Annotated in this window: 23 protein-coding genes, 1 tRNA gene and 1 riboswitch; of the genes, 18 read left to right on the forward strand and 6 right to left on the reverse strand. The window is 56.6% G+C overall.

Annotated features, from left to right (window positions below; translation table 11 throughout):
* Positions 1–11: 11 nt before the first annotated feature.
* From ACKF11_RS09505 to ACKF11_RS09525, 5 genes are all read left to right on the forward strand, one after another.
* Positions 12–314, forward strand: coding sequence for an integration host factor subunit alpha (locus ACKF11_RS09505; RefSeq protein ID WP_226757146.1), 303 nt, complete (start codon positions 12–14; stop codon positions 312–314).
* Entirely contained in the window at positions 295–720 is a 426-nt protein-coding gene (locus tag ACKF11_RS09510) for a MerR family transcriptional regulator (RefSeq protein ID WP_407996872.1), read from the forward strand. Before ACKF11_RS09505 ends, ACKF11_RS09510 begins: the two co-directional genes overlap by 20 nt.
* An 84-nt stretch (positions 721–804) precedes the next feature.
* A tRNA-Pro gene (locus ACKF11_RS09515) sits at positions 805–881 on the forward strand.
* Between the two features lie 309 nt (positions 882–1,190).
* Positions 1,191–2,711, forward strand: coding sequence for an aldehyde dehydrogenase (gene adh / locus ACKF11_RS09520; protein ID WP_407996873.1), 1,521 nt, complete (start codon positions 1,191–1,193; stop codon positions 2,709–2,711).
* 384 nt (positions 2,712–3,095) lie between these two features.
* On the forward strand, positions 3,096–3,470 hold the full coding sequence (locus ACKF11_RS09525) for a DUF779 domain-containing protein (RefSeq protein WP_407996874.1): 375 nt from the start codon (positions 3,096–3,098) through the stop codon (positions 3,468–3,470).
* Positions 3,471–3,631: 161 nt separating this feature from the next.
* Here the strand turns inward: ACKF11_RS09525 and ACKF11_RS09530 are convergent, their stop codons facing one another.
* The 5 genes from ACKF11_RS09530 to ACKF11_RS09550 form a co-directional block, all read right to left on the reverse strand.
* Positions 3,632–5,785, reverse strand: coding sequence for a TonB-dependent siderophore receptor (locus tag ACKF11_RS09530; protein WP_407996875.1), 2,154 nt, complete (start codon positions 5,783–5,785; stop codon positions 3,632–3,634).
* 76 nt (positions 5,786–5,861) lie between these two features.
* Positions 5,862–5,960: riboswitch (TPP riboswitch) on the reverse strand.
* A gap of 120 nt (positions 5,961–6,080) precedes the next feature.
* Positions 6,081–7,727: a SulP family inorganic anion transporter gene (locus tag ACKF11_RS09535; RefSeq protein WP_407996876.1), complete on the reverse strand. Its 1,647-nt coding sequence runs from the start codon at positions 7,725–7,727 to the stop codon at positions 6,081–6,083.
* A 186-nt stretch (positions 7,728–7,913) separates the two neighbouring features.
* A complete protein-coding gene (locus tag ACKF11_RS09540; protein WP_407996877.1) occupies positions 7,914–9,266 on the reverse strand; it encodes a di-heme oxidoreductase family protein in 1,353 nt (450 codons plus the stop codon).
* A 10-nt stretch (positions 9,267–9,276) separates the two neighbouring features.
* Entirely contained in the window at positions 9,277–10,536 is a 1,260-nt protein-coding gene (locus ACKF11_RS09545) for an ABC transporter substrate-binding protein (protein WP_407996878.1), read from the reverse strand.
* 24 nt (positions 10,537–10,560) lie between these two features.
* Positions 10,561–12,603, reverse strand: coding sequence for a TonB-dependent receptor plug domain-containing protein (locus ACKF11_RS09550; protein WP_407996879.1), 2,043 nt, complete (start codon positions 12,601–12,603; stop codon positions 10,561–10,563).
* Positions 12,604–12,805: 202 nt separating this feature from the next.
* On the opposite strand from ACKF11_RS09550, the gene ACKF11_RS09555 reads away from it, so the two are divergent.
* The 9 genes from ACKF11_RS09555 to ACKF11_RS09595 all read left to right on the forward strand — a co-directional run bounded on the left by ACKF11_RS09555 (position 12,806) and on the right by ACKF11_RS09595 (position 20,944).
* Positions 12,806–14,242, forward strand: coding sequence for a sensor histidine kinase (locus ACKF11_RS09555; RefSeq protein ID WP_407996880.1), 1,437 nt, complete (start codon positions 12,806–12,808; stop codon positions 14,240–14,242).
* A 35-nt stretch (positions 14,243–14,277) separates the two neighbouring features.
* Complete coding sequence (locus tag ACKF11_RS09560) at positions 14,278–14,925, forward strand: response regulator (RefSeq protein WP_309566574.1); 648 nt, start codon at positions 14,278–14,280, stop codon at positions 14,923–14,925.
* A gap of 552 nt (positions 14,926–15,477) precedes the next feature.
* Positions 15,478–16,338 carry a flagellin domain-containing protein gene (locus ACKF11_RS09565; RefSeq protein WP_407996881.1) on the forward strand — a complete coding sequence of 287 codons (861 nt, stop codon included), beginning with the start codon at positions 15,478–15,480 and terminating at the stop codon, positions 16,336–16,338.
* A 77-nt stretch (positions 16,339–16,415) separates the two neighbouring features.
* Complete coding sequence (locus tag ACKF11_RS09570; RefSeq protein ID WP_407996882.1) at positions 16,416–16,769, forward strand: flagellar protein FlaG; 354 nt, start codon at positions 16,416–16,418, stop codon at positions 16,767–16,769.
* 38 nt (positions 16,770–16,807) lie between these two features.
* Positions 16,808–18,814 (forward strand): flagellar filament capping protein FliD, encoded by a 2,007-nt coding sequence (gene fliD / locus ACKF11_RS09575; RefSeq protein ID WP_407996883.1) that lies wholly within the window; start codon positions 16,808–16,810, stop codon positions 18,812–18,814.
* 13 nt (positions 18,815–18,827) lie between these two features.
* Positions 18,828–19,286 carry a flagellar export chaperone FliS gene (fliS, locus tag ACKF11_RS09580; RefSeq protein ID WP_407993885.1) on the forward strand — a complete coding sequence of 153 codons (459 nt, stop codon included), beginning with the start codon at positions 18,828–18,830 and terminating at the stop codon, positions 19,284–19,286.
* Positions 19,283–19,624: a flagellar protein FliT gene (locus ACKF11_RS09585; RefSeq protein WP_407996884.1), complete on the forward strand. Its 342-nt coding sequence runs from the start codon at positions 19,283–19,285 to the stop codon at positions 19,622–19,624. Before fliS ends, ACKF11_RS09585 begins: the two co-directional genes overlap by 4 nt.
* On the forward strand, positions 19,621–20,643 hold the full coding sequence (gene fliK, locus ACKF11_RS09590; protein WP_407996885.1) for a flagellar hook-length control protein FliK: 1,023 nt from the start codon (positions 19,621–19,623) through the stop codon (positions 20,641–20,643). Before ACKF11_RS09585 ends, fliK begins: the two co-directional genes overlap by 4 nt.
* The gene (locus ACKF11_RS09595) at positions 20,636–20,944 is read left to right on the forward strand and encodes an EscU/YscU/HrcU family type III secretion system export apparatus switch protein (protein ID WP_407996886.1); all 309 of its coding nucleotides are present in this window, start codon (positions 20,636–20,638) and stop codon (positions 20,942–20,944) included. The genes fliK and ACKF11_RS09595 overlap by 8 nt, the downstream gene beginning before the upstream one ends.
* A gap of 41 nt (positions 20,945–20,985) precedes the next feature.
* Here ACKF11_RS09595 and fliE read toward each other — a convergent pair whose 3' ends face one another.
* Positions 20,986–21,351 carry a flagellar hook-basal body complex protein FliE gene (gene fliE / locus ACKF11_RS09600; protein ID WP_407996887.1) on the reverse strand — a complete coding sequence of 122 codons (366 nt, stop codon included), beginning with the start codon at positions 21,349–21,351 and terminating at the stop codon, positions 20,986–20,988.
* A gap of 313 nt (positions 21,352–21,664) precedes the next feature.
* Here fliE and fliF point away from each other — a divergent pair, with 313 nt between their 5' ends.
* Genes fliF through fliI form a run of 4 tightly spaced genes read left to right on the forward strand, consistent with a single transcriptional unit; the run spans position 21,665 to position 26,497 of the window.
* Entirely contained in the window at positions 21,665–23,425 is a 1,761-nt protein-coding gene (fliF, locus tag ACKF11_RS09605) for a flagellar basal-body MS-ring/collar protein FliF (protein WP_309566565.1), read from the forward strand.
* A complete protein-coding gene (gene fliG / locus ACKF11_RS09610) occupies positions 23,418–24,413 on the forward strand; it encodes a flagellar motor switch protein FliG (RefSeq protein WP_309566564.1) in 996 nt (331 codons plus the stop codon). The genes fliF and fliG overlap by 8 nt, the downstream gene beginning before the upstream one ends.
* A complete protein-coding gene (locus ACKF11_RS09615) occupies positions 24,406–25,086 on the forward strand; it encodes a flagellar assembly protein FliH (protein WP_407993880.1) in 681 nt (226 codons plus the stop codon). The genes fliG and ACKF11_RS09615 overlap by 8 nt, the downstream gene beginning before the upstream one ends.
* Positions 25,079–26,497 carry a flagellar protein export ATPase FliI gene (gene fliI, locus ACKF11_RS09620; protein ID WP_407996888.1) on the forward strand — a complete coding sequence of 473 codons (1,419 nt, stop codon included), beginning with the start codon at positions 25,079–25,081 and terminating at the stop codon, positions 26,495–26,497. Before ACKF11_RS09615 ends, fliI begins: the two co-directional genes overlap by 8 nt.
* Positions 26,498–26,510 lie beyond the last annotated feature (13 nt).

Genomic DNA, 26,510 nt, shown 5'->3' on the forward strand with positions numbered 1-26,510 from the left:
AAGGGTTTTGCATGACATTAACAAAAGCTGATTTGGCTGATTTACTGTTTGAACAAGTGGGGTTGAACAAGCGCGAAGCCAAAGACATGGTGGAAGCATTCTTCGAGGAAATCCGTACTGCCCTGGAAGCTGGCGACAGCGTCAAACTTTCGGGTTTCGGCAATTTCGAATTGCGCCAGAAGTCTGAGCGTCCAGGCCGTAACCCCAAGACAGGCGAAGAAATCCCGATTACCGCTCGCCGCGTCGTGACTTTCCATGCCAGCCAGAAGCTCAAGAGCAAGGTAGAGGAGGCATATGCCGGAGCAAGCGCCTAAGGTCCAGCTCCCGCCGATTCCCGCCAAACGCTATTTCACCATTGGCGAAGTCAGCGAGCTGTGCGGGGTCAAGCCTCATGTATTGCGGTACTGGGAGCAGGAGTTTACCCAGCTCAAGCCAGTGAAGCGCCGTGGCAACCGCAGGTATTACCAGCATCATGAAGTTCTGCTCATCAGGCGCATACGAGAGTTGCTTTACGAGCAGGGCTTCACCATCAGCGGGGCACGCAACCGCCTGGATGAAAGCGGCGGCAACGCATTGAGCCGCGAAGTGGAATCCAGCGCAGGGCTGGCCATGAACGCGCAGCTCCCGGCAGCTTCCGTGGACGTAGCAGCACCCGGCGTCGATCTGATAGCGTTGCGCTCGGAACTGCGTGAAGTATTGAGTTTACTAAGCCAGCATTAACAAAACCCCGTTTTTATCTGTGCTAAATCCAGTATTTTCGATATAATCTCTTTCTCGCTCCCGGCCTTGCCGGAAGCGTAGGTTCGGGGCGTAGCGCAGCCTGGTAGCGTACTTGCATGGGGTGCAAGGGGTCGTGTGTTCGAATCACACCGTCCCGACCAAAAAAATCTATTAAAGCCAGTTATTCTGAATTGAATAACTGGCTTTTCGCTTTATACAGGCAACAATCTTCTCTTGATAATCGCAAGAGTTCAGCTCACTCCCATTCAATATTGCTCGTCAGATATGAGTGCTGAAACCATAGCATCACGATGGCCCTCGTATTTTTCCTCTGAAAATCCAGCCTGAATGTAAGACAAAAATTAGACTAGGTAGTATATTAACGAAAACGTAGGCATGGGATGCATCATCCCAATATCAAATCGTGGCAGTTCTGCACAGTCGTCAATAACTCTTGGAGGAGTGTAGTAATGAGTCTTGATAGTTTGAAGGGTCTAGGTATTAAGGTTCCGTACAAAAATAAGTATGACAATTACATTGGCGGAAAATGGGTTGCACCGGTAGATGGCGAATATTTCGACAATATCAGCCCAGTGACCGGCAAGGTGTTCTGCCAGGTGCCGCGTTCGAATGAAAAGGACATCAACCTGGCGCTGGATGCGGCGCATGCGGCCAAGGAGGCCTGGGGCAAGGCTTCAGGCACCGAGCGCGCCAATGTCCTGCTCAAGATCGCCGATGCGATGGAAGCCAATCTTGAAACCATCGCGATTGCGGAAACCATAGACAACGGCAAGCCCATCCGCGAGACCATGGCCGCCGATATTCCGCTGGCGATCGACCATTTCCGTTATTTTGCAGGCTGTATCCGTGCCCAGGAAGGTGGGATCAGCGAGATTGATCATACAACCGTGGCTTACCATTTCCATGAGCCGTTGGGCGTTGTCGGGCAGATCATTCCCTGGAACTTCCCGATCCTGATGGCGGCCTGGAAACTGGCGCCCGCATTGGCTGCAGGCAATTGCATTGTCATGAAGCCTGCCGAGCAGACACCGGCCTCGATCCTGGTGGTACTGGAAATCATCGGCCACCTGTTGCCGCCTGGCGTGCTCAATGTAGTGAACGGGCATGGCGTCGAAGCCGGCAAGGCATTGGCGACCAGCCCGCGCATTGCCAAGATTGCATTTACCGGATCCACTTCCGTTGGTCGCCTGATCATGCAATATGCCAGCCAGAACCTGATTCCCGTGACGCTGGAGCTGGGTGGCAAGTCGCCCAATATCTTCTTCGAGGATGTGATAGACAAGGATGATGCTTATTTCGACAAGGCGCTGGAAGGCTTTGCGCTGTTTGCCTTGAACCAGGGGGAAGTCTGCACCTGCCCGAGCCGTGCCTTGATCCAGGAATCCATCTACGAACGCTTCATCGAGCGTGCCATCAAGCGTGTGAAGGCGATCAAGCAGGGCAGCCCGCTGGACAAGTCCACCATGATCGGTGCGCAGGCTTCCAGCGAGCAAGTCGAGATCATCATGTCCTACATCAAGCTCGGCCAGGAAGAAGGCGCGGAACTGCTCACAGGCGGCAAGGCGACCAAGCTGAGTGGCGACTTGAGCGATGGCTATTACATCGAGCCTACGGTGTTCAAGGGCCACAACAAGATGCGTATCTTCCAGGAGGAAATTTTCGGGCCGGTCTTGTCCGTGACGACGTTCAAGGACGAGAAGGAGGCGCTGGAAATCGCCAACGACACCATGTACGGCCTGGGCGCCGGTTTATGGACGCGCGACGGCAGCCGCGCCTACCGTGTCGGCCGCGGTATCCAGGCGGGGCGTGTGTGGACCAATTGCTACCATCTCTATCCAGCGCACGCCGCATTCGGCGGCTACAAGCAGTCCGGTATCGGGCGTGAGAACCATCGCATGATGCTGGACCACTACCAGCAGACCAAGAACCTGCTGGTGAGCTACAGCCCTGATGCGCTAGGCTTCTTCTAAACTTTAATGTTGCATGGTTAGGGCCTGTTAACGCAATTGAAGGAGATCGCGTTGGAGCCAGGGCGGTTTGAGCACAAGGCGTACAGCGCAGCAAGGCTCGACGCCTTGCGAGCATGGACAACGTAGCGGGCGAACCGCCCTGGCTCCAACCCTTCGGGAAGGCATGAACATTTCACCCACTCTACGCTGCCCGCCTTGTGCGTATCGACATACGCGCTGCGATGCGCGCCTTGATTGGGCAAATTGTTCATGCCTTCGCGACTCCTTCAATTGCGTTAACAGGCCCTCGTCCAACGCCCAGGTTTGCGAGTTCAAGCCTGGGCGTTATTATTTGTGGCAAAGCAAATGCCAAGAAAAGCAAATGCCAAGTTATGAGGAGGACTTATGAGTGCCAGCCGGATTACTGCCACGCCATCGGCCGCAGCTTTGATTGATGAGCTGCGCGCCAGGCATGGTAATCTCATGTTTCACCAGTCAGGCGGGTGTTGTGAGGGCAGTGCGCCCATGTGCCTGCAGGAGGGCGAGTTTCTGCTCGGCACCTCGGATGTCAAAGTGGGCGAGGTGCACGGCGTGCCGTTCTATATGAACAAGACCCAGTTCGAATATTGGGAGCATACCCACCTGACGCTGGATGCGATTCGCGGGCATGGCGGCATGTTCTCGCTGGAGCAGGCGACCGGCAAGCATTTCCTCATCCGTTCGCGTTTGTTCACGGACGAGGAGCTTGCAGACCTGGAGCCGGTGAAGAAATGCGGGTGATCGAAGTGTGGCTATGAGCGTTGGCAACCTTCAATGCCAGCAGCAGGCCAAGAAAAACGCCGCTAAGCGGTGATCCCGTAGCGGCGTTTTTACCTTATAAATGACGCTCACATGCGATGACTTCAAAAGTTGGGTGACTTTTCTTTGATTTAAGGAATCGGTCAGAAGTCGATTTGCGCCGACACGCGGAATACGCGCGGCGCGCCCGGGATCAGGTAGCCGCCGAAAGCGCTGGATGCATCGCCCCAATAGAACTTGTTGAAGACATTGTCCACGCCAGCGCGGAAGGTGGTTGCGGTATTGCCGAGCTTGGCCGTGTAGCGTGCGCCCAGGTTCAGCACGTGGTAGCCCTCCACTTTCCTGTTCAATGCCGCTATCTCGTTGTTCGGTGCGAAGTTTTTGCTGGATGAATAGAGCCATGTCGCGTTCAGTTTAAGGGCTGGCAAACCTGGCCAGGTATATTCGCTATACACCGCTGACTTGAACCTTGGCACGTTGCCGACCTGCTTGCCCTCGATGCGCGCATCGTCCGTGCCTTCGGCCTTGGCCTGCAGTGCGGTGAAACTGGCGCCCAGCATCCAGTCGCGCGTGACGCGGCCTTGTGCGGCGAATTCCAGGCCGCGGTTGACTTGCGTGCCATTGATGACATAGGTCGGCGTGGCGTCGACGTATTCGTGGTTGCGCTTGATCTGGAATACGGCGGCAGACAGGCTGACATCGCGCGTCACGTCCGCTTTCACGCCGAGTTCGAGCTGCCTGGACCTGCTGGGGTCCATGATGATTTCGGCGTTCGTGGTGCCGGTCGGCGCTGTGCCGCCCGGTTCCAGGCCTTGCGAATACGAGCCGTAAACCGCCAGTGACGGCTGCAGGTTGTAGAGCAGGGCGACGCTAGGCAAGAGAAAATCATCGTTCGTGCGCCGCGTCGTCTCGCCCGAGGCATTGAACTGGTCGCGCTTGAGTTGCACGTAGCGCACGCCGGCATGCAGCCTGAGCTGGTCAGTAAGCGCCATGACATCCTGCACGAATACTGCACGCTCCTCATCCTTGCGGCGCAAATGCACCGGATTGACGTCGGCGAGCGCGAAATTATCGTAGTAGACCGGATTATAGATATTGCTCTCGCCGACATAGTTGAATACGTAGTCGGCAAAGTGATCGCGACGGTTCAGCGTGGATACGCCTGTGGTCAGCTCGTGGCGCACGCCGCCTGTCGTGAAGCTCCCCTGCAGCAGGGCCTGGGTGGTCGTGATCGAGCGCTTGTCGTTCTTGCGGCGCAAGTCGTACATCGAATAGCCGCCATCACTGCAATAGCCGGGAAGCAGGCTTTGCTGACAGCCTGAAGGCAAGGTCACCGCATCATCACGATGCAAAGTCGATTGGTTGGCTTGCAGGATGGTGCGCCAATCGTCATTCAACGCATAGTCGAATTTCACGCCGAGGTTATAGCTGTCATCGACGACGGGACGGCTCCAGGACTGGTCATTGAGCATCTGCTTGGCGCGGATGCCGGTCGGAATGCGCTGCTCCGGCCCGAGCAATTGGAACCCCGGCACGGTCAGTTGCGACTTGTGCTGGTAATCGAGGTCGAGCTGCAACAGCGCGCGTTCGCTTAGGCGGAAGTCAAACGCGCCCGAAATGAAGTTGCGGTTGCCTGTCGAGCCGTCGACATACGACTTGATGTCTTCTGCCGCGGCATTGATGCGGTAACCGAAGACGCCGTCCTCGGAGCGCCCACCCAGGTCTACCGCGCCGTATACCGTGCCGCGTTCACGCACCTCGAACGTCGCCGAACGCAGCGGGGCATCGGTAGGGCGCTTGGTCACGTAGTTGAGCATGCCGCCCGACGCGGCGATCCCCGCTTGCAGGCCCGCAAGGCCTTTCAGGATCTCGATGCGCTCCTTGTTTTCCATCGGCACCCTGGCCTGTGCAAGAATCACCATGCCGTCCTTGCGATAGTTGGCGCCCTGATCGAGCACGAAGCCGCGGATCGCGAACCAGTCGGCCAGGCCGACCGCGTTGTAGGAGTTCTGCACGCTGGCATCCCACTTCACCGCATCGGTCGCGGAGCGTACGTTGCGGTCCTGCATCTGCTCCTGCGTGATGACGTTGATCGAGGCTGGCGTCTGCAGCAGCGATGCTTCGGGAAAGCTGCCGATGCTGGCACGGCGCGCCACGCCATCAGTCGATGCGGAGGTGACGACGACTTCTGGCAGTGCGTTATCGCTGTCATCGGCGGTCTGTGCCAGCGCGGCAGGCGCATAAGCGCAGGCAACGGCCAGCATGCTGAGTTTTTGACGGAAAGTAAAAGCAGGCATTGTGTGTTCACTCGCGTTGAGGAAAAGCACGCGCAGGAACGGACAAAGGGCCTATCTCGGGGGAAATGAATAGTCCTTGAGTGGCTTTGCGCTTTCCTACGCTGGCATTATCCAGGTCAGGTTCAAGGGTATATCTCACCCGAAGATCGGCTCTTCAGGACCCCTAGCGTGGGTCGTATACTAACAAAGAATGCGCAGAAAATGCCAATTTTCGTTGCGAACGGGGTTGCATGCTGCGCATGTAGCCAATTAACGCGTGCTCAATCGGGTCGTACGGAAAAGTGTGCAACGCCATTCAATGGAGAGAGGCGGGGGAAGGAGTTTCCGGCCACAGCAAGTGCAGGTGCGGCAGCACATTATGCTCGCCGATCTGGCTGGTGAGCCCGGCGCGGCGCAGTTTTTCCAGGATATTGGGCCTGGCCTCGGCGATCACCAGCCGGATATTGTGTTGTCTGCAAGTGTCCAGCAGGTTCCACAATGCCTGCATGCCGGTGGCGTCCATGATAGGCACGCGCGACATCCTCAGTACAATGGTGTCGGTATCCTCGCGCAGGGTTTGCAGTCGGTGCTGCAAGTGCTCGGCTGCGCCGAAGAAGAACGGCCCTTCCAGGCGATAGACCAGCGTGCTGGATGGTAGGCGCCATTCGCGCTGGCCGTATTCCTGCTGCAGGTCGTCATCGCTCAGTTGCGTCACGTTCACCGTGTCCGCCATGCGCTTCATGAACAATAATGCGGCAAGCACGACGCCGATATTGACGGCAATTACCAGGTCGCTGAACACGGTGAGCAGGAAGGTGATCAGCAGCACCGCCACATCTGCGCGCGGTGCTGTCCTCGCCATGTGCAGGAAGCGATGCGCCTCGCTCATGTTGTAGGCCACCACGAACAGGATGGCCGCGAGCGCCGCCAGCGGGATATTCACGGCCAATGGCGCCAGCAGGACCACGATCAACACCAGGGTGACCGCGTGCACGATGCCGGATAACGGGCTGTTGGCCCCGTTGCGGATATTGGTCGCGGTGCGCGCCAGCGCGCCGGTGGCGGCAAACCCGCCGAACAATGGCGAGACGATGTTGGCAATACCTTGCCCGATCAGTTCCTGGTTGGACTGGTGGCGCGTGCCCGCCATATTGTCGGCAACGACGGCCGAGAGCAACGACTCGATGGCGCCCAGCAGCGCAATGGTGAAGGCCGGGCCGATCAGCTCTATCATGACGGCGGGGCTGATGCCCTCGGGCAGCGCAAAATGCGGCAATGCCTGCGGGATGCCGCCGAACGCGCTGCCTATGGTGGCGACCTGTTCAGGTTGAAAGACAGACTGCACGATAGTGGCTGCCACGATCGCGACCAGGGGGCCGGGGATTTTTTTCAGGTAGCGGTTGGACAGGAGCAGCACTGCCAGCGTGAACGCGCCAAGCAATGCGGTCCGCCATTGCAGCTGCGGCAGGGCTTCCAACAGGTGCCAGAGTTTCTCGTGGAAATGGTGCGAGGCCTGAGGCGTGAGGCCGAAGAAGTCCTGCCATTGCCCGACGAAGATGATGACGGCGATCCCGCTGGTAAAGCCGATGATCACCGGTTCCGGGATATAGCGGATCACGCTGCCCATGCGCGTCAGCCCCATGACGAGCAGCATGATGCCTGCCATCAGGGTGGCGATCTGCAGGCCTGCAATGCCGTATTTTGCCGTAATGCCGGACAGGATGACGATGAACGCCCCTGTCGGCCCGGTAATCTGCAGGCGGCTGCCGCCGAACAGGGAGGCGAGCGTGCCGGCGACAATCGCTGTGTACAAGCCTTGCTCGGGCTTGGCGCCGGAGGCGATCGCAAACGCCATGGCGAGCGGGAGGGCGACGACCCCGACGATCAGCCCCGACATGATGTTGCGGGACCAATACCGGCGGGAGAGCAGGCCGGCGCGCTTGGCTTCAAGAATGGCGATCATGGTGTAAATGCATGGCAAGGGAGGTAATCGACAGGCATATCATAGCCTTTTCGCCGCAAGATTACCGAGGCTTAGAGCCGCTAACAAAACCCTTCTGGCGTTGTTGCTCTGCCTTGCCGTACTAGTTGTACTGTCTGCAGCAGAGCGCCTAGCCAGAATCGCTTCGCTGGGTTTTGTTCGCGGCTCTTAAAGTGATTCGACAAAATCCAGCAGCAATTGCCGGTCCTGCGGAGACATCTGCTGCACCATGTTGCGGGACTCCTGCGCCTCGCCGCCGTGCCACATGATGGCTTCTAGGATAGTCCTGGCGCGGCCATCGTGCAGGAAGCCTGCGTTCGGCTCTACCTGCTTTGCGAGGCCGATACCCCAGAGTGGCGGGGTGCGCCATTCACTACCGCTGGCGGCAAAGTCCGGACGGTGGTCCGCCAGTTCCGGCCCCATGTCGTGCAACAGCAAATCGGTATAAGGGGCGATGGCCTGGTTGCCCAGGGCGGCCAGCCTGGGAAATTCGCCGGTCCTGATTTCAGGCAGGTGGCAGGCCGCGCATTGCGCCTGGCGGAACAGTGCAGCGCCCCGTTGCACCCTCGGGTCGTCCTGACGGCGCGGCGAGGGCACGGCAAGCGCCAACTGGTAGAACTCCATTTGCTCGAGCTGGGTTTCCGTGATTTCTGGCGTGCCCGATACGGGGGCTTGCTGGCAGGCTGTTTGGCCTTCGGCGCAATTGCCATGGGGAAACAAGTGGGAGGACAAGCCCATATCGCCGGCCATGGCGCTCGCCGTCTGCTCGCGCAGCGTCGCCACATTGGCCTTCCAGCCAAAGCGCCCGATCACGTGCCGTTGCTGCTCCATGTTCCAGACGCGGTTGAGCCTGCCCTTGATATTGCCCGACTTGGGCTGCGATTCCAGTGCCAGCAGGGTGCTGTCCGCAATGGCTTCGAGCAGGCCCATGCCATAGATGGCGGGTGCGATGCGGGCCGAGGTTTGCAGGTCGTCCGGCAGCGGGCCATAGGCCAGGTTGCTGAACGTGATGGTCGGTTTGCGAAGGCGTACGCGCTCGCCGCCGTTCAATGATATTTCGCTTTCCTCGTAACGCACATGGGCGCGGCCTTCGGCCTCGACGCCCGGCGCGCCGAATTCCTGCAACTGGTCGCCATATAATGGATGGGGCTGCGGGCCGCCTTCAGGTGCCTTGCCGGGGACGCTCAGGCGGACCAGCATGGCGCGCATGGATTCTTCCGGGCCGTCAGGCGCGAAGCCGCGCCCGTTCTTGGCATGGCAAGCGATGCAGGAGTTGCGGTTGTACAAAGGCCCCAGCCCGGCAATATCGCGGTCTTCCGCCGGGGAAATGATCCAGCTTTGCCGGACCAGCCCTCGGCCTAGCTGGAACTGCAGGTTTTCTTGCGAGGACAGCGGACGGATAGGCTGGCTATAGGCTTCGCGGCTTGCAAGGCTGGTCAGCACCTGCGCCGGTTCATCGCCGTGGGTAGCGGCGGGAGCCAGGGTGAGAATGCAAACAGCGAGGGACAGGATGCTGCGCATAACCCCAGGATTACCGCTGTGACGCGATGCGGGCGGCTTCCTGGTAGCGCTCGTGCATGACTTGCTGCCACCGGCTGATGTCCGCTTGCTGAGGGCCCTGCAGGGATTCTGCCGCGGTTTCGTCGATCGGTAACTTTTGCAGCAGCTCCCTGGCCTTGGTCACTTGCGGCGCATCGGCGCCCAGCTCGGCGCTTGCATTCTCGATGGCGCTGATTGCCTGTTGCAGGGGCGCCAAATTGAGGGTGATGATGGCATCGAACAGCGCATTGGTGGCCTCCTGGCGAGCCAGCCCGCGAAGGTTGTCGTACACAAAGGCCGGATTGTTCTCGAATGGGTTGAAATAATCGGCAGGCTTGTCTGCGTACACCGAGGGCCTGACCGGCAATTTGCGGATATCGGGGTGGAACAATAGCCGCTGCCCTTGTTCGGACAGCACGAATGCGCTGAATGCCCTCGCGCCTTCGGGATTGGCTGCACGCTTCATGATGGCGACGTGGGCAGGGGAGTAACCAGTCAATTTAGGGTATGCAAACTGCAATGGCGCGCCGTTGGCAATGGCGGATGCCGTGAAGAAATCGATGGTCAGCCCTGCGAACAGGCGGCCGCTGGCAACATCGTCAGTGACGAAAGTCGCGCCCGCAGTCACCAGCTCAGCATTGGCGGCAATGGCCTGCAACAAGTTCCAGCCCGCCTGCCAGCCGTAACCTTGCAGCAGGATATCAATGAGCGGCGGCGCATAGCCGACCTTGGAGGGGATGGGCAGCGCTACCTTGCCTTTGAACCCCGGCTGGCCGAGGTCTGTCCAGTCATGGGGAACAGGCAGTCCGGCGGCGGCCAGGGCCTGCGGGTTGCTCACGATGCCGTATCCGGCAATCTCCGTGGCGATATGATGGCCTTCGCGCAAGGGAAAGCCGTTGACGGTTTCAGGCAGTCCATCCAGGTTGATATCCAACGACTGGAACGCCTGCATTTTCTCCAGCTGGGCGAAATTGCGCTGGGCAGGCGTCCAATAAACATCGACAGCTTGACCGGATTCCTTGAAATAAGCCATTGCATCGCGCGATTGGCGCCAGAGTACTTCTAATTTGTATTGTGGATACTGCTTTTCAAAAGCCGCTTCGAACTGCGAAACGACTTCTTGCGGATAGCTGGTCATGACGACCACCTTGGCCGTCTCGGCCCATGATAACTGGCTGACAAGTAGCAGCCAGACAATCAGAATTCGGGTCGGCCAGCGCAATGCTGCCTTGATAGTGAGAGCGCTGACCATTGGATTTCCTATCTAAATGATGATTTAGAACTTGCGTGTGACATTCAGGAACAGATTGCGGCCTTCCAGATAAAAACCTTCCATATAGGCGTAATTTTTGTCCAAGAGGTTGTTCACTCCTAAGTCGGCGGTCCAGTCTTGGTTGATCAGGTAAGTGCTTTTCAGGTTGAGCAGAGCATAGCCTTTGCTGGGCTGCCAGACACCATTATTGCCGGTATTTAGACGGGAAAGTGTTGTACCGTCACTGGCATCAATATTACCGCTAATGGCAAGTTGGCTTGTAGCCTGCCAACGTCCGTAGGCAAACAGTTTGTTATGAGGAACACCAAGTAAGGTGTATTGGTTATTTTTGTTATCGCGGTCAATGTAGCTATAGCTGAAGCCTAATTCCAGGTCTTCATTAGCATAATAGGTTGCACCAACTTCAATACCCGTGCTGACGACTTTGCCAACGTTAGCCTGTTGCAAGCAACCTAGACTACCTGGAGTGGTGCAGCCAGTTAAGCCTGAAATTTGCTGAATCATATCTTTGGTATCGTAGTAAAACACTGCACCTTGCAGGCGAAGTTGCGGTACGACAAATCCAGAAGCTCCGATTTCATAATTTGTGGAAAATTCATTCTTGAGGTTTGGATTCTGCAATGTAGTGCCAAAGCTGGTGGAGAACCTGTCCTTCAATGTGGCAAAACGGCTCTTGCGTGCAACTGTGGCATGGATTTCACTGTCTTCGGTCGGACGATAGAATAAACCAGCCTGTGGGTTCCATGCTTGTGCGCTACCTTTATTAAATTCGAAAGGCACACCAGCGGAAGTAAAGGTTGAGGCATCCATATTGGTACGCTTGTCGTAGCTGACGCCAGTGACCAAAGATAATTTGTCGGTGAACGCATGTGTATCTTCGATACCGATAGAAGTTGTGCGATCTTCATAGCGATCCTTGGGTTTGCCAAAATCATTGGATCGATGGATATCATATTTGATATGGGCTGAAACCTTAAGTGTATTGTTTTCACTCAGCTTGGTACCAAATTCTGCACTGCTACCATAAGTATGGTCACTGTAATAGCTCGGAAAGCCAGCAACCAAGTTCGTATAAGTTGCATCTGTCCCAAAGTTTTCCAGCCTGTTTTCGAATTTATCGTAAAACGCACGCAGTTTGATATAGCTATCTTGCCCCAGCTTTGTGTTGGAAATGAAGTACAAGCTTTCCTTGTCCCACTGTGGCCATTGCCAGCGGTTCATATTTTGGGTGCTGCTGCCAGCATAAGGGGGAGATCCCTTGCTTGCTTGCTGGTTGATATAGTTAATAGAGTATTCATCACCTTCACGCGGTGTGATACCAAATTTCAGGTTGATTTTTCCATCGCGGCTGTATGAGTTATCTCTGACTCCACCATCTTCGAAGCGATTGGGTGTGAAGTTGCTAGACATGCGGTAGCGGTTGATATCGATCAAGGATGCATTGGCTTGCCAATACCATGTGCCTTGGTTGCCGCCAAAGCTTGCATCGGTTGTGTAACCGTTGTACTTGAAGTCGCGATCAGTCTTCAAGCCCGCAGTCACGCTACCTTCGAATTCTTTTACAGGCTTGCGGCTGATGAGATTGATTGCACCGCCAAGCGTGTTGGCGCCATACAGAACCGAACTAAAGCCCTTGGATACCTGGATCTTGGATAGATCGTAGGTCGTGAAACGGCCCAAATCAACATAGCCGTCATAGCTGACGTATACCGGGATGCCATCAATATAAATAGGAATCTGGCGCAGGTTGAATCCGCGAATCTGTACCATTTGTTCGTTACGTTGGGCACCGTTACCTGCTTGTTGAACGCCAGTCAAACTGACGCCAGGAAGCATGTTCAATGCAGAACCTACAGTTTCACGATTAAACAGTCGCAAGTCATCCTGGGTAATGGTGTCATTTGACAGCCTGGCAGCTTCTTCTTTGAAAGTTGTGACATTGATTTCACCCAAGGTATAAGGCGCAACTTCCGCCAAAGCGACTTGAGTATTGGCTGCCAGCGCGGCAATCACTGCCAGCTTGAGCGGTTTTAGGTAATTGGACATTGATCTCCCCGATGCTAAGTAGTTGAAACAAAGGCGGGATTAAATATTAATTCAATATATTTGTAAATATATAACGAATATTATTTTAATGAACCTGGAAGATGCACATGCATAGATGACAGGGTTAGGGGAGAAACCTTGCGCAGCTTGAATTAATCAATTGTTCTGGTAGGCTTGCCTGAAACTTTTAATAGGTATTGCCGTGTCGCCGCTATCAGAAATCCGCAAGTATCTTGAGTCCGCTGCGCAGAGCTCCTTGGACGATATCTATGCGATCGATCCGCATAGCTTGCAGTTGGTGGGGGTGCTGGTGGATGGCGCGGAAGCGCAGATTACCGATCATCCCTTGGACGACTTGCTGCAGGCGTTGAGGGAGCCAGAAGCCAGGGAGCTTCTGGATGCGGTGCCGATGGAACTGGCGATGGCGGATATCAGCCATGAGTTGCATACCATCAACCGTTATTTTGGCGAGTTCCGCTTGCTCATGGTGGGGCGAGGCAGCGGGCGGGTGTTGTTGGTGATGCGCGACAGCCAGGCGTTCAGCCGGCACATCCTGCACGTGCTGAACGAGGGCGCCAATTTGAGTGCCCTGATTTCGAATGCGCCTGGAGTGGTATACCAAGCCCATATGAGCCGTGATGGCGTCATGGGGTTTCTTTATCTCAGCGATGCTTGCAAGCCGCTGCTGGGCGAAGACGCCGAGGTACTGATTGCCAATCCTGACATTTTTCTTTCTTTGATCGATGAAGAGGATCGCGGAGCTTATGAAAAGAATGTCAGCCAGTCTGCCCATAGTTTGAGTGTGCTGAACTGGACCGGCCGTTTCTGGATGCAGGCGTGGCAGGATACCAAGTGGATCAACCTGCGTGCCAGCCCGCGCAAGATGCCTGACGGTACCGTGGTGTGGGAGGGCATCATGACGAATATCACGCAGAGCCGGCGCGAACAGCAGGCGATTCGGCAATCGCATGAAAAGCTGGCAAGGCTTTCTGCCCAAATGGCCCAGATCAAGGAGAAGGAACGCTTGAGAATCGCCCAGGAGGTGCATGACGACCTAGGAGGAAATTTGACGGCCATCCGGCTTGGGCTCTCTTCCATTATCAAGCGGTTGGGGCCTGGGCAGGAGGCCTTGCTTGCCAAGGCCAAGCAGCTTGAGGCTATCGTCGACGATACATTTGAAGCTACGCACCGGATTGCGAGCGACTTGCGGCCCAATGTCCTTGAGTTGGGCATCGTGGCTGCCTTGGAGTGGCAGGCTATCCAGTTCGTGGACAAAATCGGCATTCCATGCGAGTTTGTTTGCAATCACGCGGAAGTCGATGTCTCTACCGACCATGCGATCACCTTGTTCAGGATTTGCCAGGAGGCCATGTCCAATATCGCCAAATATGCGAAGGCCAACCATGTCGAGGTGACGCTGGAAGCTACGCTTGAGGAAATCGTGATGCAGGTCATTGATGATGGCGTTGGCATTGCGCCAGTGGACAGGCTGAAAGCCAACGCATTCGGTATCAGCGGCATGGCGGAACGGGCTGTGGCTCTAGCTGGACAATGCAGGGTGCAAGCCGGCAAGCAAGGAGGTACAATAGTCAGCGTTACTTTGCCGTTGCAACCCGTGAATATCGAGGCTGCCGGTTGAATAATAAAAATTACTTTTAATCATTAGCATTGCTCATGTCGCCCACTTCCACTATCAAAGTCATTATTGCTGACGATCACGCGATCCTGCGTGAAGGCTTGAAGCAGATTCTTGCTGAAACCGAGGATATAGAAGTGGTCGCCGATGCGAAGAACGCGGCTGAAGCCATCAAGCTTGCAGGTACCAAGGGCGTGGACGTGCTGGTGCTGGATATCTCGCTGCCCGATCGAAGCGGTATCGAGGCATGCAATATCATCAAGAAGGAATATTCCCGAGTGGCCGTCCTGATGCTGTCCATGCACCGGGAAGATGCTTATGCGATCCGGGCTCTGCGCGCAGGCGCTGCCGGGTACTTGAGCAAGCAAAGCGCTTCAGACCAGTTGGTGACGGCAATACGCACCGTTGCCAAGGGCAAGAAATACATCAGCGCGGAAGTGGCATTGGCGCTGGCCGACCAAGTGGACGGGGGCTTGGATAAACCTATCCACGATACGCTCTCCAACCGTGAGTTCCAGACGCTGACCATGATCGCGTCGGGTTTGTCCGTCAGTGAAATTGCCGACAATCTGTCGCTTTCGGTCAAGACCGTCAGCATGTACCGGGCACGGCTGCTGGAGAAGCTGAACCTGCGCCATAACGCAGAGCTCACGCACTACGCGATCAAGAACGACCTGATCGATTAAGAGCAGCTGACAAAACACTCCTGCGTCGTTGCTGCCTTGTGTTTTACTGTACTGCCTGCGGCAGAGCGCCTAGCCAGGATCGCTTCGCTGAGTTTTGCTGGCTGCTCCTAGTTTCAAGCGCAGATCTGGCGCTTTTTACCCCGCCTGTTATCCCAATTGCCTTGTCTTGCCGCCCGGTAAGATGTCGTCATGCCTCAAGCAGCAGTTTTTTTTATTCAGGCAAACGTTCGTGATTAACTGCCTGAAAACTTTAGGGTTAAAAATAAAATTTTTTTATATTTTTATTTAACTATCTGAATTTAATATATTTTTTATTTGATGGACATTGCAGGAAAGAGAGGGCTCTAAAGATTTTTTTAATCAATCCGACATCAGGGGCATGGCATTGCAATCAGATGCTGCTCGAGAGAAAAACAAGTGCAGTAAAGCTCCTAAATTTTCTCCTGAAGCGACCGATAACAGTCTTAACAGTGATGTGATTCAAGGCTGTAAAGCGATACCAAACGCAACAAAGTGTTTGATGGAAATTAACTAAATCGAAGGAGAACCAACATGGCTGCAGTTATCAACACCAACCTGGCTTCGCTGAATGCGCAACGTAACCTGACGACTTCGCAATCCAGTCTGAATTCATCCCTGCAACGCTTGTCTTCCGGCCTGCGCGTCAACAGCGCCAAGGACGACGCTGCCGGCCTTTCCATTGCAACTCGTATGGATGCGCAAGTACGCGGCCAGACAGTGGCAATTCGTAACGCCAACGATGCGATTTCGCTGGCGCAAACTGCTGAAGGCGCACTGGGCAAGATTACCGACGCCTTGCAGCGTATGCGTGAACTGGCTGTGCAGTCCGCCAATGCGACCAATGAAGAAGGCGATCGCGACAACCTGCAAGCTGAATTCAAGCAATTGCAAGATGAAATCACCCGTATCACTGCCGGCACCAAGTTCAATAACAAGGCGTTGTTCACTGGCAGCAGTGGCCTGACATTCCAAGTAGGCGCGGGCACTACAAGCCAAGATACCATCACTGTGGATGCGATCAACCTGACTTCCGCCGCAACTGGATCGACAAGTGGCGTAGCCGCAGCTGCTGCAACCGGAACCGTAGCCATCAGTGGCGCCTCTGCAGATAACGCAACTGCCGCGATTGATGCGATTGACGATGCACTGGATGCCGTCAACACCAGCCGCGCCACCTTGGGTGCCGTGCAAAACCGCTTCGAGTCCGTGATCAGCAGCTTGCAAGTGTCGGTCGAGAACCAATCTGCTGCCAAGTCCCGTATCCTCGATGCTGACTTCGCTGCGGAAACGGCCAACCTGACCCGGGCGCAAATTCTGCAACAGGCGGGTACTGCGATGCTGGCACAAGCCAACTCTGTCCCTAACAATGTGCTGACCCTGTTACGTGGCTAAGCAGGTGGCAGGTTAGTATGAAAGTCCCGCAGTCTTCTTGAATAAGGAAGCTGCGGGTTTTGCTTGAGGAACTCAACATGGCGATCACGAATATAGAAGCATACAGTCAGGCAGGTAGCCTGGCTTCTACAGTACGCAATGCGGGGCCTGCCGTACCTTTGCCGGGTGCTGGATCAAAAGAAGCGGAGCAACAGGCGTCTGTGGCAAGTGATGCCGATGTCCGGTCCGCGGTGGAACAGATCAACGAGTTTATCTCGCCTATCATGCAGTCGATCCAGTTTTCCACGGATGCCGATTCTGGCCGGGTAGTGGTCAAGGTGGTGGATTCCGAGACGCAAAAAGTATTGCGACAAATCCCGAATGAAGAAGTATTGGCGATTTCAAAAACTCTGGACAAGCTCCAAGGGTTGATCATCAGGCAGACGGCCTGACTTTTAATTTCAAGTATTCAGGGAAGCGAGGTATTGTCATGGCAAGCACTAGCGGGATTTCTGCCAGTACCAATTTTGATATCGATTCAATCGTCAGCAGCTTGATGGCGGTCGAGCAAAAGCCTTTGACATTGCTGAGCCAGCAGAAGACGTCCTATCAATCGAAGATATCTGCCTATGCGACCTTGCAAAGCTCGCTTTCCAGTTTCCAGACGGCGTTAGCCAACCTTTCCACCAGCAGCAAGTTCAATGTGCAGTCTGCCACTTCGGGCGACAGCGCGGTGTTTACCGCAACCTCCAGCGGCAGTGCAACCGTCAGTAATTATGCGATCAAGGTCGGCCAACTCGCGCAATCCCATAAAGTTGCCACTTCGAATTTTTCCAACACCAGTGCCGCTGTCGGCACGGGCACGATCACGATCGCCCTGGGCACATATGACGAGGCAACTAACACCTTTACCGCCAATCCGGACAAGGCAGCAAAAAGTGTGACCATCTCCGCTTCCAACAATAGCTTGGCGGGCATCCGGGATGCCATCAATGCAGGCGACATGGGAGTGACGGCGACCATTGTCAACGACGGCCAGAGCGGCGGTGGCCGCCTGGTATTGACTTCAAAGGAGTCCGGTGAGGTCAACAGCATCAAGGTGAGTATTGCCGATGCCGATGGTGACAATACGGACAGCGACGGGCTGTCCCGCCTTGCTTACGATCCCGCGGCCGCTTCCGGTGCCGGCAAGAACCTGGTTGAATTGCAGGAGGCACGCAACGCCAAGCTCAATATCGACGGCATCGATGTCGAAAGCGCCAGCAATGTCGTGACCGGCGTCTTGAGCGGCATTACGCTGAATTTATTCAAGACCAGCCCCGATACGGCCGTTTCCTTGAACGTAACCAAGAACGTGACCGCGATCAAGGATTCGGTCACCGCCTTTGTCAATGCCTTCAATGCAGTGAATACCACGCTGCGCAACCTGACCAAGTTCGACGACAGCACGACGACGGCCGCCGATAGAAAAAACGGCGCATTGCTCGGGGACGCGACAGCGCGCTCAATTTCCTCCCAGATCAAGATGGCGCTCACCAAGTCCGTGGGCGGTACGGATAACTTCAGTTCGCTCAGCCAGATCGGCGTCGCGATACAGCGCGATGGCTCCTTGGCCCTGGATTCCAGCAAGCTGGAAAAAGCCATCGAAACTAACTTGGACGACGTCGCCAAGCTGTTCGCCGCCGTGGGGAGTGCCTCGGATGTCGAGACAAGGTTCGTGACTCAGGGAAGCAAGACCCAGCCTGGCAATTACGCTATCAACATCACGCAGGCCGCCACACGCGGCGCATTGACCGGAAGCGCCGCGCCTGACCTGAATATCATCGCCGGCGTGAACGACACGCTTGCGGTCAAAATCAACGGTTCAAGTTACAACCTGACGCTTGCCGCCGGCAGCTATGCATCGGTGGACGAGCTTGCTCAACAGCTGCGGACACAGCTTGCCAATGCCAAGTCCTCTGCTGAGGTGGCTGTCGAAGGCGGGATGCTGAAAATTATTTCACCGGAATACGGCACCGGCTCAACTGTGGAAATCACCGGCGGCACGGCGGCAAGCAGCCTGTTTGGCAGCGATCCGGTCTCCGTCGAGGGGTTGGATGTCGCCGGCACCATCAATGGGGCTGAAGCAACGGGCAAGGGGCAAGTGTTGACGAGCACTGCCGTCGGCAATCCGGCAGAGGGCCTGGTGGTCTCGGTACGCGGCACGGCAACAGGTGACAGGGGCAGTATTTCCTTGAGCCTGGGCTATGCCGCGCAACTGAACGAGCTGGTAAAAGGATTCGTCAGCGATACCGGCCTGCTGGCCAGCAGGACCGACGGCCTGCAGGACTCCATCAAGCGCGTGACCAAGCAGGAAGAGGCGATACAGGTCAGGCTGACGGCAGTGGAGGCGCGCTATCGCGCTCAGTTTGTCGCGCTGGACGTGCTGATGACCCAGATGCAGACGACCCAGTCCTATCTCACCCAGCAACTAGCAGCGATTAGTGCTAACAGTTAATTAAGGAGCTTTCATGTTCGGGTTCAACGCAGGTGTCAATGCCTATGCAAAAGTCGGGGTGGAAACTGGCGTGGTGGCTGCCAGCCCTACCCGCTTGATCGTCATGTTGTATGAAGGCGCCATTGCCGCGTGCAACCTTGCCATCAAGCATATCCGCGAGCAGGATTATGCGGGCAAGAGCGCCGACCTGACCAAGGCTATTTCGATCATAGAAAACGGCTTGCGTGCCAGCCTGGACAGCAAGGCGGGCGGAGAGATCGCCAACAGTCTGGATTCCTTGTACGCCTATATGAGCAAGCGCCTGTATCTTGCCAATAGCCAAAGCGATATTGCGGCAGTGGAAGAGGTGGTAAGATTGCTCAACGAGCTGAACGAGGCTTGGTCTGCTCTTGCGGGCCAATCGCCGGATGCGGCCCCGCGTCAGGACATTCAACAACAAAACCAGCACCAGTTGGAAAAGGCATATTCATGAGCACTCAGCAAACCTTGTCTTTATATGCGGCCGTGGCGGACATTACCGACCAAATGCTGGCGGCCGCCAAGCAGCATGACTGGGAGAAGCTGGCTGTGCTCGAGGCCGAGTGCGCCGCACGTATCAAGCGTGCCGACGAGGATACATGCGACGAGCCACTGCGCGAGCCTGAGCAGAAAATCAAGTTTTCCCATCTCAAGCGCATCCTGGATTCCGACCGTGAAATCCGCAACATCATCGACCCGTGGATGGTGCGTCTTTCCGATATCCTCACCAACAACACTGCCAACCGGCAGATGTTCGATACCTACAAGCAGTTGATACGGCCCGGCAGATGATTATCAAGCAATCTCCCGACCCTGCCGCCGCTGTCGCCCCGCTTGCCAGGGTCGCTCCGGCGCAGGCGGTCGAGGAGATTGCCAGCAATGTCCAGGACCTTAATTTCCGCATTGCCCAGCTGACCAAGGGTCAGAATTACTTCGGCCAAGTGATGAGCCGCCTGCAACCAGGCGTCTTCCAGGTCAACGTGCAGGGCAACACCTTCAAGATGGAACTTGGCCAGCAGGCTGCCGTGGGCCAGCAGATGCTGCTGCGCTTCGTTGGCGACAGCCCCGTTCCCACTTTCCGCTTGCTGGGTCAGCAGGCAGGCCAGCTCGAAACTGCAAAACTGCCAGGCACCTTGCTCTCCGCAATGCCGCTGGCGACGCCTGCAGCCGATCACGGCGTGTCGGCTGCGCTCAGCAATGGGGCACGTATCCTGAGCCAGCAGTTGGCACAGGCGGCCAGCGGTGAAACTTCCAAGGCCTTGATCAGCCAGCAAGTCCTGACCCATGCGCCGCAAAACCCGCGTATGATGGCGCAGGACATGCAAAGGGCATTGGCCACCTCCGGCCTGTTCTACGAATCACACCTTGAAAAATTCACCGCAGGCAAGCTGCCATTGGCTCAACTGTTGCAGGAGCCACAGAACCAGCCGCATGTGGCCGCCGAAGCCATGATCAACAAGCAGATCGCCGTGCTGGAGAACCAACGCATTCATTGGCAGGGAGAAGTCTGGTCCGGACAAAAAATGGATTGGCAAGTGCAACTGCATGAAGGGACGGTCAACCCTGACGAGCATGGGGCGAACGCTGATCCCGAGAACCGCCCGGTATCAAGCAATATGCAGTTGGAGCTGCCGAGCCTGGGCGCCATTGCTGCGAACATTACCTTGCATGCAGGGCACTTGCGCGTACGTATCGCCGCGGCGGACCAGACAGCCATCAAGCGCCTGAAGGCCGAACTGCCGGCACTGGCCACAGCATTGACCAGTCACGGGCAAGCATTGGATGCCTTGACGGTGGTACGTGATGAGTGATCCCGTATTGCAACAGCAGGCGATCGCGCTTGCTTACGAATCCGGCGATTTCGCGCCGCGCATGGTCGCCAAGGGCAAGGGCATCATTGCCGAGCAGATCATTGCCAAGGCCAAGGAGCATGACGTATTCGTCCATGAATCCAGGGAGCTGCTGGCGTTGCTGATGCAGGTCGACCTGGATGACCATATCCCGCCAGCCTTGTATCAGGCCATTGCAGAGATACTGGCCTGGCTGTATCGCCTGGAGCATGGCGAGGATGCATCGCCGCCGAAGCCCCTGATTCCATCTGAAATCAGCTAACTGGCTGCATTAGCTGGTGAGTTAAGATATTGAACAGGCTATTACACCTGCATGTTCATGATGTCCTGATAGGCGGATACCAGCCGGTTGCGTACCTGGATGGTGGCTTGCAGTGAGATGTTGGCTTTTTGCCCGGCAATCATGACGTCAGACAAGCTGACCCTGTCATCGCCCATCGCAAAGCTTTTGCCTAAACCCTCCGCCTTTACTTGTGCCTGGTTGACCTGGTTGATCGAGGATTTCAGCACCTCCGCAAAATCAACGCGGTTGGTCGCTTGCGGCTTCTGGGCAATGCCGCTACCGGTAACGCCCTGTACCAACGTCTCCGTACTCGGTTTCTGAGCAGCCGCCTTGAGCTGCGCAAGCATGGCTTCTATCCTGCCCGAGTCTATCGCTGAAGTTTTCATGGAATTCTCCTGGTTGCTGCGATCCTTGCGGACTTATTTCAACATGGCAGCAGCTTAACACTCGCCAAAATGCTTCTTTGATGGGAATAGGGCGGTAAAACCTGGCTTATTTTCCTGATTAAACTTGCAAGCTGATCGCGATAATGGCATCGCAGTGATAAGAGCCGTTCACAAACCTCTTCTGGCATTGTTGCTCTGCCTTTCCGTACCAGTTTGTACTGTCTGCGGCAGAGCGCCTAGCCAGAAATCGCTACGCTGAGGTTTATGAACGGCTCTAAAGGACCAGTTTTTGCCATCGCATGGGAGAAGTAATATGGCAGCAGCCAACGAAGCGGCCCTGGCCGCGGACACCACCACCGGAGCACCAGCACCTGGCTCGTTCAACTTCAAGTCGCTCTTGGAGAACAAGCTGCTGCTGGCCTTGGGTGCCGCTGCCGTGATCGCCTTGATGGTGGTGTTCTGGCTCTGGAGCCAGAAGCCGGAATACCGCGTATTGTTCTCCAGCTATTCTGACAAGGACGGAGGCGCGATTGTCGCAGCGCTGGAGCAGATGAACGTACCGTACAAGATCGCCGAAGGCGGCAGCGCCATCCTGGTGCCCGCGAACAATGTGCATGACATCAGGCTCAAGCTGGCGTCCCAAGGATTGCCCAAGGGCGGCAATATCGGCTTTGAATTGCTGGAGAACCAGAAGTTCGGCGTTTCCCAGTTTGTAGAGCAAGTGAATTTCCAGCGCGGCCTGGAGGGCGAGCTTGAGCGCACCATCCAGTCGATCGGCGCGGTGCAGGCGGCACGCATCCACCTGGCCATGCCGAAACCTACCGTGTTCACGCGCGACCAGCAGAAGCCGACGGCTTCCGTCATGCTGAACCTGCATCCTGGCCGGGCCCTGGACCAGCGCCAGGTGAGTGCTATTGTGCACTTGGTGGCCAGCAGTGTCCCTGAGTTGCCGACCTCCAACGTGACCGTGGTCGACCAGAACGGCAACCTGCTCTCGGACAACGGCAAGGATGCCGGCGCAAATAACCAGCTCGACCCCACCCAGTTGAAGTATGTGGATGAGCTCCAGCAAAACATTGTGCGCCGGGTCGAGTCCATTATTGCGCCACTGGTCGGCGCCAAGAACGTCCATGCCGAAGCCAGCGCTGAAGTGGATTTTTCCGTGGTGGAGCAAGCTGCCGAAATCTACAAGCCCAACCAGGCACCAGACAGTGCAGCCATCCGCAGCAGCCAGAACAATGAGTCACAGACATTGCCTGGGCAAGGGACGGGCGGCGTGCCCGGCGCGTTGACCAACCAGCCGCCGGCGCCAGCCACTGCGCCGATTGTCGCCCCCGGCAGCGAACCCACCACCACGACCAATGCCAATGTGGTGACGACCACGACGACGACACCGCCCGGCACCACGGTGACGACCCCGATCATGAATTCGGAGCGCAATACCACGACCAATTATGAAGTGGACAAGACCGTCCGTTACCAGCAGCAGCCAATGGGCGGCATCAAGCGCCTGACCGTGGCGGTGGTGGTGAATCATAAGTCGGTGGTGGATGCGCAAGGCAAGGTGACTACGCGCCCGCTGACCGACGACGAGAAGACCCAGATCAGCGACCTTGCCAAGCAGGCCATGGGTTTCAATGAAGAGCGCGGCGACTCGCTGAGCGTGGTCAACAGCTCCTTCATGCCGGATATTGCCGAGGTTTTCCCTGAAGTGCCGTTGTGGAAGGATCCGGAAAATATCGACATGGCCAAGGAGTGGCTGAAGAACGGCCTGGTCCTGCTGGTGTTGTACATGCTGTACCGCCGCTTCCTGCGCCCTTTGCTGCGCAAGCTTTCGCCAGAGGAGGAAAAGAAGGACGAGCTTGCCAAACTGGATGAAGAGGATCAGGATGCAATCGTCCGCCTGTCCGACGGCGAGGGCGGCATGGCGGCCGGAAGCCTGGAAGAAGAGGAAGCCAGGAGCCCGGCGGAGCGGACCTACAAAAAGAACCTGGAAACTGCGCGGAAGCTTGCAAAGGAAAACCCCAAGGTAGTGGCCAGCATTGTGACGAACTGGGTGAACGGCAATGAGTGAGAATGGCGTAGTCAAAAGCGCGGTACTGATGCTCGCCCTCGGCGAGGACGAGGCTGCCGAGGTGATGAAATACCTTGGCCCGCGTGAAGTGCAGAAGCTGGGCACCGCCATGGCGTCGATGAAGTCGATCGGACACGACCAGGTGGAGTCCGTGTTGGCCTCTTTCATGGACGAGGCGGAAAAGAATACGGAGATCGGCCTGGATTCCGACGAATACATCCGCTCGGTGCTCACCAAGGCGCTGGGCAACGACAAGGCTTCAGGCCTGTTGAACCGCATCCTGCAGACGCGTGACTCCAGCGGCATCGAAAGCCTGAAATGGATGGATGCGCAGACAGTGGCCGAGTTCATCAAGAACGAGCATCCGCAGATCATTGCCACGATTCTGGTGCATTTGGAGCCGGACCAGGCTGCGGAAATCCTCGGCTATTTCACCGAGCGCCTGCGCCAGGATGCCATGTTGCGCATTGCTACCCTGGACGGCATCAAGCCGACGGCGCTGCGCGAGCTCAACGATGTGCTGACCAAGCTGCTGAGTGGGAATGAAAGCATCAAGAAGCAGCAGATCGGCGGCGTAAAGGCAGCAGCCGAAATCATGAACTACATGAATAGTGAAAATGAAACCCACCTGATGGACGGGTTCAAGAGTTACGATAGTGAAATGGCGCAACGGATCATGGACGAAATGTTCGTGTTCGATAACATCATGGATATTGACGACAAGGGCATCCAGATCATGCTGCGCGAGGTGCAGTCCGAAACACTGATCGTGGCATTGAAAGGCACGACCGACGAATTGCGGGACAAGATATTCCGCAATATGTCCAGCCGTGCCGCTGAAATGATGAAGGAAGACCTTGAAAGCAAGGGCCCGGTCAGGCTGTCCGAGGTGGAAACCCAGCAGAAACAGATACTGCAGATAGTCCGCAGGCTGGCCGACGAAGGCCAGATCGTACTGGGCGGCAAGGGTGAGGATGCTTATGTCTAATGTGGTGATTCCCAAAGAGAAGCAAACAGCGTATCAGCGCTGGGAGATGGCTTCTTTTGCCGAGGAAGCATCGGAGAAAACAATCGCTGCAGCGCCTGTGGCACCGCAAATTGTCCAGGAAAGCGAGGAAGAGAAGAACGCGCGCCTGGAGGCTGAGCTGGAACAGGCAAGGCGCGAAGGCTACAAAATCGGCTTGCAGCAGGGCTTTGATACCGGCATTGCCGATGCCGCATCGCAGGTGCAGCAGGACCGCGAGCGTCTGCTTGCCGTCCTCGGCAGCATGGAAGAAGCGCTCAAGACGGCCGATGAGGCGATTTCGGAACAACTGCTTGCCCTGGCGCTGGATATTGCCAAGGCGATGGTCAAGGACAGGTTGAGGGTGGATCCTACCGTGATTCTGCCTATCGTGCAGGAGTCTATTCATTACTTGCCTACAGTGCAGAAACCGGCAAGGCTGATCGTGCATCCGGACGATGCGCTGGTCGTGAAAAAATACCTGCAAGAGGATATGGCCGACAGCAACTGGCATATCCATGAAGACAGCAGCCTGGAGCGCGGCGGTTGCATGGTGGAAACGGGCGACAACCAGATCGACGCCAGCAACGGCACGCGTTGGAAGCGCATCTGCGATGCTCTTGCGCAACATAACAACTGGGTAGAGCCGAATGAATAGCGCGCTGGCCCATCAGCAAGGCTGGAAGGAGTATCTCAATGATTGCAGCGAGATACTGGAGATCGTCGAGTCGTTGGAAGTCTCCGGCCGCATCACCAAGTTGACGGGCCTGGTGATGGAGGCGGTCGGCATCAAGCTGCCGATCGGCAGCGCATGTTATGTACCCCTTGCGGAAGGCCGCCGTGTCGAGGCCGAGGTTGTCGGCTTCGATGGCGGACGTATGTTGCTGATGCCGCAGAGCGGCGTCGAGGGCGTGACCCCGGGCGCCAAGGTCTTTGCACTAGAAGTGGCAGAGGCATTGCCCAAGCCCAACCAGGCCAAGCATCCGCGCCGCCGAGCGATTGACCGTGCGCGGCATCTGCCGGTAGGCGAGGCCTTGCTTGGCCGCGTTGTCGACGCTGCAGGACGCCCCTTGGACGAATTGGGGCCGCTCAATAGTGAAAACAGCGTGCCGCTCAACACGCGCCCCCTCAATCCCTTGTCGCGTGCGCCGATCGAGGACGTGCTGGATGTCGGGGTGCGCGCCATCAACAGCATGCTGACCGTCGGCCGCGGTCAGCGCATGGGTTTGTTCGCGGGTTCGGGCGTGGGCAAGAGCGTGCTGCTCGGCATGATGGCGCGGTATACGACGGCGGAAGTCATTGTCGTGGGCTTGATCGGCGAACGTGGCCGCGAGGTGAAGGAATTCATCGAGCAGATTCTCGGCGCTGAAGGGCTGGCACGTTCCGTGGTGGTAGCCGCGCCTGCGGATGTACCGGCGCTCATGAGATTGCAGGGCGCGAGTTACGCCACGGCGATTGCCGAATATTTCCGCAACCAGGGCAAAGACGTATTGCTGATCATGGACTCCCTGACGCGCTATGCGATGGCGCAGCGCGAGATCGCCCTGGCGATCGGCGAGCCGCCTGCAACCAAGGGTTATCCGCCTTCGGTATTTGCCAAACTGCCTGCGCTGGTGGAGCGTGCGGGCAACGGCAGGCCAGGCGAGGGCTCGATCACGGCGTTTTATACCGTGCTGACCGAGGGCGACGACCAGCAGGACCCGATTGCCGATTCCGCGCGTGCGATCCTCGATGGACACATTGTCTTGAGCCGCAGCCTGGCCGAGAGCGGGCATTACCCTGCCATCGATATAGAGCAGTCGATCAGCCGCGCGATGCATAACATCACATCGCTGGAACACCAGAAAAACGCACGCAAGCTCAAGCAGCTAAATTCCCGCTACACCCGCAACCAGGATTTGATCAATGTCGGCGCTTATGAAAGCGGGAGCGACCCGGTGCTGGACGAGGCCATCATGCGGCATGAGGCGATCGAGGCGTTTCTGCAGCAGGACATTAAAGAATCTGCCAGCTGGCAGGACAGCGTCGATGCGCTGGCCGGCCTGGTGGGAACAGCGGGAGTGCATTAATGAACAAGCCAGA

Origin of the sequence: Methylobacillus draconifructus, from assembly GCF_045984385.1 — a bacterium.
In the GTDB taxonomy this organism is placed as follows: Bacteria; Pseudomonadota; Gammaproteobacteria; order Burkholderiales; family Methylophilaceae; genus Methylobacillus; species Methylobacillus flagellatus_A.

Excerpts from the sequence above, each read along its gene's own strand:
- ACKF11_RS09505 (WP_226757146.1), top strand. The coding sequence starts at position 12 with ATGACATTAACAAAAGCTGATTTGGCTGATTTACTGTTTGAACAAGTG.
- ACKF11_RS09510 (WP_407996872.1), top strand. The coding sequence starts at position 295 with ATGCCGGAGCAAGCGCCTAAGGTCCAGCTCCCGCCGATTCCCGCCAAA.
- adh (WP_407996873.1), top strand. The coding sequence starts at position 1,191 with ATGAGTCTTGATAGTTTGAAGGGTCTAGGTATTAAGGTTCCGTACAAA.
- ACKF11_RS09525 (WP_407996874.1), top strand. The coding sequence starts at position 3,096 with ATGAGTGCCAGCCGGATTACTGCCACGCCATCGGCCGCAGCTTTGATT.
- ACKF11_RS09530 (WP_407996875.1), bottom strand. The coding sequence starts at position 5,785 with ATGCCTGCTTTTACTTTCCGTCAAAAACTCAGCATGCTGGCCGTTGCC.
- ACKF11_RS09535 (WP_407996876.1), bottom strand. The coding sequence starts at position 7,727 with ATGATCGCCATTCTTGAAGCCAAGCGCGCCGGCCTGCTCTCCCGCCGG.
- ACKF11_RS09540 (WP_407996877.1), bottom strand. The coding sequence starts at position 9,266 with ATGCGCAGCATCCTGTCCCTCGCTGTTTGCATTCTCACCCTGGCTCCC.
- ACKF11_RS09545 (WP_407996878.1), bottom strand. The coding sequence starts at position 10,536 with ATGGTCAGCGCTCTCACTATCAAGGCAGCATTGCGCTGGCCGACCCGA.
- ACKF11_RS09550 (WP_407996879.1), bottom strand. The coding sequence starts at position 12,603 with ATGTCCAATTACCTAAAACCGCTCAAGCTGGCAGTGATTGCCGCGCTG.
- ACKF11_RS09560 (WP_309566574.1), top strand. The coding sequence starts at position 14,278 with ATGTCGCCCACTTCCACTATCAAAGTCATTATTGCTGACGATCACGCG.
- ACKF11_RS09565 (WP_407996881.1), top strand. The coding sequence starts at position 15,478 with ATGGCTGCAGTTATCAACACCAACCTGGCTTCGCTGAATGCGCAACGT.
- ACKF11_RS09570 (WP_407996882.1), top strand. The coding sequence starts at position 16,416 with ATGGCGATCACGAATATAGAAGCATACAGTCAGGCAGGTAGCCTGGCT.
- fliD (WP_407996883.1), top strand. The coding sequence starts at position 16,808 with ATGGCAAGCACTAGCGGGATTTCTGCCAGTACCAATTTTGATATCGAT.
- fliS (WP_407993885.1), top strand. The coding sequence starts at position 18,828 with ATGTTCGGGTTCAACGCAGGTGTCAATGCCTATGCAAAAGTCGGGGTG.
- ACKF11_RS09585 (WP_407996884.1), top strand. The coding sequence starts at position 19,283 with ATGAGCACTCAGCAAACCTTGTCTTTATATGCGGCCGTGGCGGACATT.
- fliK (WP_407996885.1), top strand. The coding sequence starts at position 19,621 with ATGATTATCAAGCAATCTCCCGACCCTGCCGCCGCTGTCGCCCCGCTT.
- ACKF11_RS09595 (WP_407996886.1), top strand. The coding sequence starts at position 20,636 with ATGAGTGATCCCGTATTGCAACAGCAGGCGATCGCGCTTGCTTACGAA.
- fliE (WP_407996887.1), bottom strand. The coding sequence starts at position 21,351 with ATGAAAACTTCAGCGATAGACTCGGGCAGGATAGAAGCCATGCTTGCG.
- fliF (WP_309566565.1), top strand. The coding sequence starts at position 21,665 with ATGGCAGCAGCCAACGAAGCGGCCCTGGCCGCGGACACCACCACCGGA.
- fliG (WP_309566564.1), top strand. The coding sequence starts at position 23,418 with ATGAGTGAGAATGGCGTAGTCAAAAGCGCGGTACTGATGCTCGCCCTC.
- ACKF11_RS09615 (WP_407993880.1), top strand. The coding sequence starts at position 24,406 with ATGTCTAATGTGGTGATTCCCAAAGAGAAGCAAACAGCGTATCAGCGC.
- fliI (WP_407996888.1), top strand. The coding sequence starts at position 25,079 with ATGAATAGCGCGCTGGCCCATCAGCAAGGCTGGAAGGAGTATCTCAAT.